Genomic DNA, 12349 nt, shown 5'->3' on the forward strand with positions numbered 1-12349 from the left:
AGCCGGGTTCAGGAATCGAGCCTATTCACCAGGAACACATGAAGTGTTCCCGGTTCAGAGGCTCTTGCCCGTCGGACGTGAAGTCCGCCGTGCATCCTGAACCCGGCTTTTCGATTTCACTAAGCTGATACACAGCCGCCCTATGCACTCCCAAGGAGACACAAAAGGACCCGGCCGCCGGGAGCATCCCCAGACTCCGCCGCCCGCCCCAGCCAGAAGCGGAAGGCTCACCCAAACCGGCGGAAGCCCCCCAGTCCAGCAGGATACCGCCCCCAACGGGACACCCGTCAAAGGCCCATCCAAAACAATACGCCCGCCAACGTCAGCCCCCCGCCCAGCATCCGTACTTACGCCAGCCGCTCCTGCTTTGGTGAGGCCTGAGATTCAAGTGCGGAATCGTACGAACTGTACCCAAAAGAAAATCGACAGATTATAATCCACCAGACTACATAGTTCGATGCCAGTAAATCTATTAACTTTTATATAACACAAAAGCTAAAGCTAAAGCTAAATCTAAAACTATACCGATACCGATGTTTATATCTATCCCTGTCTCCATCCACACTCCCTCCTCTCAGACTGTCCGAAAACTAAAGTACATCTGACAAATTGTATCATTCATATTTTGATTTCCTGCGTATATAAACCCTGATTTATTGTTTTAAGTACTCATATCAGACTTTCAGGCTTCATATATTACGTTTTTCTGAAATATTTGTGCAATTTTTTTGTTGCCTGAGTTTTCGGACAGTCTCCCCGATTGATCCCAAAATGAATATCAGACCATTCATAGTTTTCATAAAGACAGATATGCAACTGAAATTCTTCAAACCCATACCCGCATATAGAACCTGCTTTACCAAAGTTAAAATAACCAAAGTAGAATAACCAAAATCAATATAACCATTGTCAGAACATGAATATCAGCCTGTACCAATGCAGGGAAGATCGGGGAGCGGCCAAGGGCTGGCGGGGCGGGGGACAATCTCGTGGGGCAAAATCGCTTGAGGGCGGGCCTTAGAATGGGTTACGCAGATGGTGGGAGAACCTCGCAGGGCCTGGAACACTGTCCGAGCCGTCCTTTGGCGAGTTTGTTCCGGGCCCTGCCAATAAGAGGTTCTCCCTCCATCGGAGTTACCCATTCTTAGGTCCGTCCGAAGCGATTTTGCCCCACGAGATTGTCCCCCGCCCCGCCAGCCCTTGGCCGCTCCCCGATCTTCCCGGACCGAATTCCCCAGCCCCTTTCATCCCTGACCCAATTCCGGAAAATAAGCTTGTAATGTTTTTAGGGGTGCTTTATAATTGAAGGCATAGCAGTTCAAGTGCTAGGATCAGGGAGAAAAGCTTCAGGGAGGTCTTGTGTTGTCGCAGAAACAGATAGTGAAATTGGTGTGTTTGAATTTGGGGATAGTGCTTTTTAATATTGTGGTTTTTTCGGAGGGGATGCTGAACCTGTGGGGGAGCCAGAGTCTGATCGTGCGGGCCTTGTGTATTACGATAGTTGTGGTGAGCCTGCTCGTTTTTTGTTATGGGAATTACAGGATTATTTTTAAGGGGAATAAGACACAGATCTACCGGAAGGATGAGTTCGCGAAGCCGGAGGATTATCTGGATGTGCTTAAGGACTCTGCAAAGAGGACTTTTGAGGATGAGACGGACCATATGGTGAGATGCATTGAGAAGATGATGAAAAAGACGGAAGTGCTGAATGTTATTTTGCTTCAGTATTTTACAGAGGGGGAGATGGCTTATCAGCAGTTTCAGAATGCGATGCGGGGCGCGTCGGAGATTTTTTATGATAATGTGAAGAAGATGATTAACCGGATCAATCTGTTTGATGAGGAGGAGTACCGGAATGCGTTAAGAGGGACGTCGGGAAAGGCGGCGGAGAGTACGGAGAAGATGCTTAAGATCTGTAAGGAACATATCGATTATGTGCACACTGCGATTGATAGGAATGAAGATATTCTGCTGAAGCTGGATGGGCTGATACTGGAGATCTCGAAGCTGGATGATATGGAAGGCGGCACGCTGGAGGAGCTGCCGGCGATTCAGGAGATTAACAGCCTGATTGAGCATACAAAATATTACAAGTAGAGGAGAATGGGCATGAAGAAGAATAAGGGTATTGTGATCATTGCCGCGGTCGGTATTCTGGTGTTTGCGGCGGTGCTGGGCGGTCTGTTTTTGACCAGGAATATTGGGAAATCATCGTCCGCCATTTCCCAGGAGTCCGCGGACAAGAAGCTTGAGAAGATGGTGAAGAGGATCGAGCCGAAGGAGGTGCCGGCCAGGAAAGAGGCGGTGGAGCTTAGTACGACTTCTTTGCAGGATGAACTGCCGGATATTGATACTTATCCGCTGACTGTACAGCCGGCTACGGAGCTGTATGTGGAGATTCTGTCTTCGCCGGAGAAGGCCGGGGACGGAACGGACGGATGGTTTAACGAGGTGGCGCAGAAGTTTAACCAGCAGGGGTATGAGGTGAACGGACAGCCGGTTTCTGTGGCGGTACGGAATGTTTCTTCCGGAACGGCGGTGGAATATATTTCTTCCGGAAAATATGTACCGGATGCGATTTCCCCGTCGAACACGTTCTGGGGGGAGATGATTAAGGCTGAGGGAGTGCCGGTGGAAATGCTGACGGACCGGCTGGCAGGAAATGTGGCCGGAGTGCTCCTGAAAGAAGAAAAATACAATGCGCTGATGGATAAGTATGGCGCGATTAATATGAAGACGATTACCCAGGCGACTATTGACGCGGAGATTATCATGGGATATACGAATCCCTTTGCCAGTTCCGCGGGGCTGAATTTCCTGGTAAATACCCTTTATACATACGATAATAATAATATTTTAAGCGATACGGCGGTGGAGGGCTTTAACAGCTTCCAGACGAATATCCCGTTTGTCTCCTACACGACGATGCAGATGCGGGACGCTGCGGAGTCGGGGGCGCTGGACGGATTTATTCTGGAATACCAAAGCTATGCGAACCTCCCGGATCTGAAGAGGGAATATATCTTCACGCCGTTTGGAGTACGCCATGACGAGCCGCTGTACGCAGTGGGAACCTTATCGGAGGATAAGAAGCAGCTGCTGAATATGTTTAAGGATTTCTGCCTGAATGATGAAAATCAGAAGCTGGCATCGGAGTACGGATTTAATTATATGGATGAGTATGTCAGTGAGACACCGGAATTCGACGGGGATACGTTGATTAAGGCCCAGAAGCTCTGGAAGGAAAATAAGGACGTGGGAACGCCGATTGTGGCCGTGTTCGTCATCGATATCTCGGGCAGTATGGACGGAGCGCCGCTTAATATGCTGAAGGAATCCATGATCAACAGCATGCAGTATATAAAGTCGGACCACTATGTGGGTATGGTTTCCTATAATAATGATGTGTATGTGAATCTGCCGGTAGGGCAGTTCGACCTGAACCAGCAGGCCTATTTTAAAGGGGCTATATCCGACCTGATCGCTACAGGCGGTACCGCTACCTTTGACGGGATCGCTGTCGGTGTCGATATGCTGGAGAAGGCGCTGGCGGAACACCCGGATGCGAAGCCTATGCTGTTTGTGTTAAGTGATGGGGATTCCAACACGGGTTACAGTCTGAATGATGTCAGGGATATTCTGGAGACTTATTCGATTCCTGTATATACGATCGGCTACAATGCGGATATCGCGGCGCTGGAGAAGATATCCTCCATTAATGAGGCCGCCAGTATCAACGCGGAGACAGATGATGTAATCTATAAGCTGAAAAACTTGTTTAACGCACAGATGTAGGAGGGTGAACGGATGGCATTTTCAATGGAAATACCGGATACAAAGGTGATCGAGAAAGAGGTGGTGCAGGAGATCGCGCCCACCCAGGAGAAAAAAGAACTGATCCTGGATGCGGCAAAGCAGAATGCGCGGGAAGCGCTGGCGGTAGACCTGGGATCTTTGGCGGACAGAAGAAAATATGTGGATTCCATCGAATCCTTTGGCGTGGATGTGGTTACCCAGTCCCGAAAGAAGAATGAACTGCTTCAGGTACGGATCGGGGAACTCAGCAAGATGGGTTCTCAGAACGGTGAGGTGGTAACCGGCCTGGTGGAACTGCAGCAGAAGATGAAAGAGCTGGACCCGTCCGCTCTGGACTTTACCAGGGAAGGGGTGCTGGGTAAGATTTTCAACCCGATCCGGAATTATTTCGCCAGATTCCAGAAAGCGGATGATATGATCCACGATATCCTGGAATCCCTGGAAAAAGGAAAGAATATCCTGAAGAGGGACAATACCACGCTGGAGATCGAACAGGTGGCCATGCGGGATCTGACGATCAAGCTGAATCAGAATATCGAGCTGGGTATCCGGATGGATGACGCGCTGACAGAAGAGATCGACAACGCGAAGGCGGCCAATATGGAGGCGGAGAAGATTAAATTTGCCGAGGAGGAGATCCAGTTCCCGCTCAGGCAGAAGATCATGGATTTCCAACAGCTGCTGGCGGTGAACCAGCAGGGAATCGTAGCGATGGAGATTCTGCGCAGGAATAACAAGGAACTGATCCGCGCGGTGGAACGGGCGCAGAATGTGACGGTATCGGCTCTACGGGTGGCGGTGACGGTAGCTTCCGCCCTGTATAATCAGAAGATCGTGATGGAGAAGGTGGAAGCGTTAAATAAAACCACCAGCAGCATGATCGCCGGCACGGCCCGGATGTTAAAAGAACAGGGGGCCCAGATCCAGCAGCGTTCCATGGAGGCCAGCCTCTCTGTGGATGACTTAAGATCCGCGTTCGCGGACACCTTTGATGCCTTTGACGCGATCAACGCCTATAAGCAGCAGGCGCTGCCGCAGATGAAGAGCGTGATCGACGGGCTGAAAACCCTGACCGACTCCGGGGAAAAGAAGATCCGGCAGATGGAAGAGGGAAATGCACTTATGCAATAATACCGGAGAAAGGGACAAAAAGGCCCATGGATTCTGCGGATTAGCCAATCTTCGGTGAGGATTCAATTATTTTTAAATAGCACTTGAATTTTCTGGACAAATTATGTAGAATATCAAATAGGTTGAGATTTCTTTAACAATCGCCTTTGATCGTTGGAAACTCAAGAATTCACTGCTGTTTCATACAGTGAGGGTAATTAATAAACTTTAGGAGGAATTAAAACTATGGCAGTAAAAGTAGCTATTAACGGATTTGGACGTATCGGTCGTCTTGCTTTCAGACAGATGTTCGGCGCAGAAGGTTATGAAGTTGTTGCAATCAATGATTTAACCAGCCCCAAAATGCTGGCACACTTATTAAAATATGATTCCGCACAGGGAAGATATGCGTTAGCTGACAAGGTTGAAGCAAAAGAAGATTCTATCGTTGTAGACGGCCATGAGATCAAAATCTACGCAAAAGCCAATCCCGAAGAATTGCCTTGGGGCGAGCTGAGTGTAGACGTTGTTCTGGAATGTACCGGTTTCTTTACTTCCAAAGCAAAATCCGAAGCTCATATTAAAGCTGGTGCCAGAAAAGTTGTTATCTCTGCTCCTGCAGGAAACGACCTTCCTACCATCGTATACAGCGTAAACGAAGACACACTGAAAGCAGAAGATACCGTTATCTCCGCTGCTTCCTGTACCACCAACTGCCTGGCTCCCATGGCAGACACTCTGAACAAATTAGCGAAGATCAAAAAAGGTTATATGACCACGATCCACGCTTACACCGGAGATCAGATGACTCTGGACGGACCTCAGAGAAAAGGCGATTTGAGAAGAGCCCGTGCCGCAGCTGTGAACATCGTTCCCAACTCCACCGGCGCTGCAAAAGCGATCGGCCTTGTTATTCCTGAATTAAACGGCGTATTAGACGGCTGTGCACAGCGTGTTCCTGTTCCCACAGGTTCCCTGACCCAGTTAGTAGCTGTTTGTGAAGGTGTTGTATCCAAAGATGACATCAACGCAGCTATGAAGGCAGCAGCTTCTGATTCCTTCGGATATACCGAGGACGAGCTGGTATCCTCCGATATCATCGGAATTACCTATGGTTCTCTGTTCGATGCTACTCAGACCACGGTTATGGATATGGGAGACGGCAACACATTAGTGAAATGTGTATCCTGGTATGACAATGAGAACTCCTACACCAGCCAGATGGTCAGAACCATCAAATACTTCTCTGAATTAGCTTAATTATCCGTCGGAGAAACGAATATCAATATGTAAGATCCGATTATGGGTCCGGTCTAACGAAGGGCCGGACCCGTTTTTCGGTTTTATTACCTACAAAAACGTAAAATTTGCGATTCGAGGAGGAATATACTATGTTAAACAAAAAATCTGTAGATGACATCAACGTAAAAGGCAAAAGAGTTCTCTGCCGCTGCGATTTTAACGTACCGTTACAGGAAGGAAAAATCACTGATGAGAACCGTCTGGTAGCTGCTCTGCCCACGATTAAGAAATTAATTGCCGACGGCGGAAGAGTGATCCTTTGCTCCCACCTTGGAAAACCGAAGGGTGAGCCGAAGCCGGAATTATCCCTGGCGCCTGTGGCCAAAAGACTGACCGAGCTGCTGGGACAGGAAGTAAAATTTGCCGCTGATCCCGAAGTGGTAGGCCCCAATGCGAAAGCTGCTGTGGAAGCTATGAAAGACGGCGACGTTGTATTATTGGAAAATACCCGTTACAGAGCGGAAGAGACCAAGAACGGCGAGGCCTTCAGCAAAGACTTGGCTTCCCTGTGTGACGTGTTTGTAAACGACGCGTTCGGTACCGCTCACCGTGCGCATTGCTCCAATGTAGGGGTTACCCAGTACGTGGACACCGCGGTTGTGGGCTACCTGATGCAAAAAGAGATCGACTTCCTGGGCAATGCGGTAGATAATCCGAAAAGACCTTTCGTGGCTATCCTGGGCGGCTCCAAAGTTTCCAGCAAGATCTCCGTCATCAACAACCTGCTGGACAAAGTTGATACCCTGATCATCGGCGGCGGCATGTGCTATACTTTTGCGAAGGCACAGGGCGAAGAGATCGGGAAATCCCTGGTTGAGGATGATTACCTGGATTACGCAAAAGAGATGATCGATAAAGCAAAAGAAAAAGGCGTGAAGTTATTACTGCCTGTAGATACCGTGGCAGCGAAAGAGTTCTCCAACGATGCTGCCTTCCGTGTAGTGGAAGGCAGCCTGGCTGCTGACGAGATGGGTCTGGATATCGGACCGAAGACCCAGGCTCTGTACGCGGATGCTTTAAAAGATGCTAAGACTGTCGTATGGAATGGCCCCATGGGTGTATTCGAGATGTCCAACTTCGCGGCCGGAACCATTGCGGTAGCGAAAGCTCTGGCTGATCTGGATGCGACCACCATCATCGGCGGCGGGGATTCCGCAGCGGCAGTGAACCAGCTGGGCTTCGGGGATAAGATGACCCATATTTCCACAGGCGGCGGCGCTTCCTTAGAATTCCTGGAAGGCAAGGAACTTCCCGGAGTAGTGGCAGCCAACGACAAATAAAGTGAAAAGGAGAATTATATCATGCGTAAAAAGATTATCGCAGGCAACTGGAAAATGAACAAAACCCCCAGTGAGGCCGTTGCATTAGTAAATGAGTTAAAACCCCTGGTGGCAAACGAAGAGGTAGACGTAGTATTCTGCGTACCTGCTATCGATATCATTCCCTGCCTGGAGGCAGCCAAGGGAAGCAACATCCAGATCGGGGCAGAGAACATGTATTATGAAGAGAGCGGCGCTTACACAGGCGAGATCGCTCCCAACATGCTGACCGATGTAGGAGTAAAATATGTGATTATCGGACATTCCGAGAGAAGAGAATACTTCGCGGAGACCGATGAAACTGTCAACAAAAAAGTCCTGAAAGCATTCGAGCACGGCCTGACCCCGATCATCTGCTGCGGGGAATCCTTAACCCAGAGAGAGCAGGGTATCACCATAGACTGGATCCGTCAGCAGATCAAGATCGCTTTCCTGAATGTAACTGCAGATCAGGCGAAGACCGCAGTGATCGCTTACGAACCTATCTGGGCGATCGGAACCGGCAAAGTCGCTACCACAGAGCAGGCTCAGGAAGTATGCGCGGCGATCCGCGTATGCATCGGCGAGATCTATGACGAAGCTACCGCAGCGGCCATCCGTATCCAGTACGGCGGCAGCGTATCCGCTTCCAGCGCTCCCGAACTGTTTGCCCAGAGCGATATCGACGGCGGCCTGGTAGGCGGAGCTTCCTTAAAGCCTGATTTTGGAAAGATTGTGAATTATAATAAATAATAATCTTTCATTTTCAACTGGTAATCCTTTGCATCCCTTTCGACATCGTGAAGAGCTGATGATAGAGCAAGCGTTCTGATAAATAATTATACGAAAGAGAAAAGAATATCCTGTCAGTGAGGACGAGCGATATGCGGAGGACTCATTGGCAGGAGATTTTGTATATTTCAAAGAAAAGCGCTCCTAATTTCATTCTGACATTGTAGGATAAAACGGCTCGTAACCTGTCAGGAGATGCAAAAATTACATAAACTAAAAAAGAGAGGTAAAGAAAATGAAACAGAAAGTGTCACGTATCATCGTCATGGCTATGATCCTTGCTATGACATTAACCGTTGTAGGATGTGGAAAGAAGTTCGATAATCTGGATGATTTTATCGCTTCCGATGAAATGCAGACAGAACTTGAGACCGTCAGAGAATCTCTGACAGGCTCCGGGATGAGCATCGATATAAAAGCCGATGGCGATAAGCTGATTTATGAATATACTTTGGATCAGCAGGTGGATGCGACAGGCATGGCAGAATCCCTTGAAGCCGCAATGGACCAGCAGAAAGATGCTTTTGTCCAGGTGGCTGAAGAACTGAAAAAAGAAGTAAAAGTCGATAATCCGGCTGTTGTAGTGAAGTATCTGAATAACGATGGAACGGAGATTTTCTCTAAAGAATACGCACCGGAATAATCAGCAGATTATAGACTAAGAAAATAAAATATCCTGTCGATGAGGCCAAGATATGCTATAAAGCCTGATTGACAGGATATTTTTCGTATTTCCTTGTAATTGGCATAGGATATGTGTTATATTGATAACGATGTGATTATAGAAAAGGAGCAATCAAAATGAGTAAAAAACCAACTGTATTAATGATCTTAGATGGTTACGGATTAAATGACCGTAAAGATGGAAATGCGGTTGCTGAGGCTAACACCCCGGTTATGGACAAGTTAATGTCAGAATATCCGTTTGTACAAGGAAATGCCAGTGGTATGGCAGTGGGTCTTCCGGACGGCCAGATGGGTAACTCCGAAGTGGGTCACCTGAATATGGGAGCAGGCCGGATTGTCTATCAGGAGCTGACCAGGATTACGAAAGAAATCCAGGACGGAGACTTCTTTAAAAATGAGGCATTGTTAAAAGCTGTAGAAAACTGTAAGGCGAATGATTCCGCCCTTCACATGTTCGGACTCCTGTCAGACGGTGGTGTACACAGCCATAACACCCATCTGTACGGCCTTTTGGAGCTGGCAAAACAGCATGGCCTCAATAAGGTGTATGTCCACTGTTTCCTGGATGGAAGAGATACTCCTCCGGCATCCGGAAAGGGCTATGTGGAACAGTTAGAAGCGAAGATGGAAGAAATCGGTGTCGGTGAGATCGCTACGGTCATGGGACGCTACTACGCGATGGACCGTGATAACCGTTGGGACCGTGTGGAACTGGCCTACAAAGCGCTCGCAAAGGGCGAAGGAGTACCGGCAGGCAGCGCGCCTGAAGCAGTGCAGAATTCCTATGATGAAGGCAAGAATGATGAATTTGTCCTTCCGGCCGTAGTAGTGAAAAATGGACAACCGGTAGCCACGATACAGGAGAAAGATTCTGTTATCTTTTTCAATTTCCGCCCGGACAGAGCGAGAGAAATAACAAGAGCTTTCTGTGATAATGATTTCAGCGGATTTGAGCGGGAGAAGAGACTGGATCTCACCTACATTTGCTTTACCGAATACGATGTTACGATCCCGAACAAGACCGTCGCTTTCCATAAAGTAGAGATTACCAACACTTTCGGCGAATTCCTGGCCGCTCACGGTATGACACAGGCCAGAATCGCGGAGACAGAAAAATACGCGCATGTAACTTTCTTTTTCAACGGCGGAGTAGAGGAGCCCAATAAGGGAGAAGACAGAATTCTGGTAAAATCCCCCAAGGTTGCCACCTACGATCTCCAGCCCGAAATGAGCGCTTATAAAGTAGCCGATAAGCTGGTAGAGGCGATCAAATCAGACAAATATGATGTCATCATTATAAACTTTGCCAACCCCGACATGGTAGGCCATACCGGCGTGGAAGCAGCTGCCATCAAAGCGGTGGAAGCAGTAGACGAATGTGTGGGAAAAGCCTATGACGCTTTAATGGAAGTAAACGGACAGATGTTCATCTGCGCCGATCACGGAAACGCGGAACAACTAGTGGATTACAATACCGGTGATCCTTTCACCGCCCATACGATCAATCCGGTTCCCTTTATCCTGGTGAACTACGAGAAGGACTACACGCTTAGGGAAGGCGGATGTCTGGCGGATATAGCGCCTACCCTGATCGAAATGATGGGGATGGAACAGCCTGTCGAAATGACGGGGAAATCGTTGCTGATGAAGAAGTAGTGTGTTTTGGGCCGAGCCTGAGGAATGTGGATGTCTCTGTGATGTCCAACTTCCGGCTCCGGCCTTTTTTTGTGGTTCGCCCCGGTACCGCGGGGGAGCTGCCGGGAGCGGGTATTGGCTGTGGGCTTACGTCGGCCCACAGCTAATACCCGCTCTTAATTTAACTTATATCTCTTCAAGCTCGTTAAATAGTCCCTCAAGCGCAAAATATCCTTTATTAAATAGAGGCTTCAGCTGGTTGTAAACCTTCACATGTTCCGGGATGGGATGGAAGGTGTCTTTGGTGTGCAGAAACCGGGATACCTCTGAGAAGTCCGGATAGAGGCCGATGCCCACGCCTGCGATCATAGCGGCTGAGATCGAGGTGGCTTCTTCTACATGGTCCGGGCGGGTGAGGGAGACGTCCAGCACATCGGAGAGGATGCGGGCGATGATGTCTCCTTTGGCGCCTCCGCCTGTGAGAATCAGGTGATCTACCGGCATGGAGCGCCGGTAGGCGGCCAGGATTAACTCCAGGTTCATGGCGATACCTTCTGCTGCGGCCCGGACGTAGTCTGCTTTTGTGTGGTGCATTTTGATACCGATGTAGCTGCCGGCGGTATTGGGGTTCCAGCGGGGACTCCGCTCACCTAACAGGTAGGGCAGAAAGAGGAGCTTTTTTGCGCCTGCAGGCGAGGAGGCCATGAGGTCATTCAGATAGTCATATGGATTCTGTCCTGCTTCCTCGGCCGCCTGGGTTTCAACGGCGCACAGGGACCTGCGGATGTAGGAATAGACACTTCCGGCCGACTGGGTGGTTCCGCAGGGCATGTACTGCCCGGGAATGACGTGGGCGAAACAGAAGAGGGTCTGATCCGGGTCTACGAACATCTCAGGGGTGGTTCCGCCGATCCAGGCGGATGTGCCGAAGGTCAGGAACATCTGGTTCGGCTGGATACATCCGGCGCCCAATGCGGAACAAGGCCCGTCTCCACCGCCGCATACGACCAGCGTATCTGAGGTCAGATCAAGGGCGCGGGCGGCATCCGGGGTAAGGGGACCGGCGATATCAATGGATTGCTTTAACTCCGGCAGTTTGTTCCTGGAGATTCCGGCAGCGTTCAGTATCTCATCAGACCAGTCCAGAGCTTTTAGATCCAGCGCGTTGGTTCCGGAGGCGTCGGAATAATCGGTGACGAACCGGCCGGTGAGCCGGTAGATGATATAATCCTTTGCCTGGAGCATTTTGTAGGTTTTTTTATAGAGCTCCGGTTCATGGGTTTTTATCCACATAAGTTTTTCTATGCTGTAAGAGGCGCTGACCCGGTGGCCGGTCAGCTGATACATCCGGTCGGCACCGACCTGCCGGCTTAAGAGATCCGCTTCTATCCCCGCTCTTTGGTCAGCCCAGATGATCGCTGGTCTTAAGGGTACTCCGTTTTGATCTACAATCAGACAGCACTGCATCTGCGCAGAAAAGGAAATAGCCAGAACTTGTCCCGGATCTGTATCCCGCAGGATTTCCCTGGTGGACACACAGACGGCCTCCCACCAATCTTCCGGATTCTGCTCTGCGTAGTTGGATTGGAAGAAATGGACGTTGTAAGGATGGGTGTAACTGCGGATCAATTCTCCGTCTGCTGAGAACAGGGAAGCTTTATTCCCTGATGTTCCCAGATCATGGGCGATCAGATATTGTTTCAAGAGTA

At 49.4% G+C, this 12349-nt stretch carries 9 protein-coding genes; 8 read left to right on the forward strand and 1 reads right to left on the reverse strand.

Features of this window, described 5'->3' with window-relative positions; genetic code table 11:
• Positions 1-1362 precede the first annotated feature (1362 nt).
• The 8 genes from ABC831_RS16855 to gpmI all read left to right on the forward strand — a co-directional run bounded on the left by ABC831_RS16855 (position 1363) and on the right by gpmI (position 10661).
• Positions 1363-2097, forward strand: coding sequence for a hypothetical protein (locus tag ABC831_RS16855; RefSeq protein WP_343249264.1), 735 nt, complete (start codon positions 1363-1365; stop codon positions 2095-2097).
• Positions 2098-2109: 12 nt separating this feature from the next.
• Positions 2110-3795 (forward strand): vWA domain-containing protein, encoded by a 1686-nt coding sequence (locus ABC831_RS16860; RefSeq protein ID WP_343249265.1) that lies wholly within the window; start codon positions 2110-2112, stop codon positions 3793-3795.
• A gap of 12 nt (positions 3796-3807) precedes the next feature.
• Positions 3808-4947, forward strand: a complete 1140-nt coding sequence (locus ABC831_RS16865; protein ID WP_343249266.1) for a toxic anion resistance protein — start codon at positions 3808-3810, stop codon at positions 4945-4947.
• A 225-nt stretch (positions 4948-5172) separates the two neighbouring features.
• Positions 5173-6186 carry a type I glyceraldehyde-3-phosphate dehydrogenase gene (gene gap, locus ABC831_RS16870; protein WP_158346784.1) on the forward strand — a complete coding sequence of 338 codons (1014 nt, stop codon included), beginning with the start codon at positions 5173-5175 and terminating at the stop codon, positions 6184-6186.
• 131 nt (positions 6187-6317) lie between these two features.
• On the forward strand, positions 6318-7508 hold the full coding sequence (locus tag ABC831_RS16875) for a phosphoglycerate kinase (protein WP_343249267.1): 1191 nt from the start codon (positions 6318-6320) through the stop codon (positions 7506-7508).
• An 18-nt stretch (positions 7509-7526) separates the two neighbouring features.
• A complete protein-coding gene (gene tpiA / locus ABC831_RS16880; protein ID WP_343249353.1) occupies positions 7527-8279 on the forward strand; it encodes a triose-phosphate isomerase in 753 nt (250 codons plus the stop codon).
• A 274-nt stretch (positions 8280-8553) separates the two neighbouring features.
• Entirely contained in the window at positions 8554-8961 is a 408-nt protein-coding gene (locus ABC831_RS16885; RefSeq protein ID WP_343249268.1) for a DUF4854 domain-containing protein, read from the forward strand.
• 158 nt (positions 8962-9119) lie between these two features.
• The gene (gene gpmI, locus ABC831_RS16890; protein ID WP_343249269.1) at positions 9120-10661 is read left to right on the forward strand and encodes a 2,3-bisphosphoglycerate-independent phosphoglycerate mutase; all 1542 of its coding nucleotides are present in this window, start codon (positions 9120-9122) and stop codon (positions 10659-10661) included.
• Between the two features lie 165 nt (positions 10662-10826).
• Here gpmI and ABC831_RS16895 read toward each other — a convergent pair whose 3' ends face one another.
• Positions 10827-12344, reverse strand: coding sequence for a xylulokinase (locus tag ABC831_RS16895; RefSeq protein WP_343249270.1), 1518 nt, complete (start codon positions 12342-12344; stop codon positions 10827-10829).
• Positions 12345-12349: the final 5 nt, after the last annotated feature.

This window comes from Diplocloster hominis (assembly GCF_032380655.1).
GTDB classification, from domain to species: Bacteria; Bacillota; Clostridia; order Lachnospirales; family Lachnospiraceae; genus Diplocloster; species Diplocloster hominis.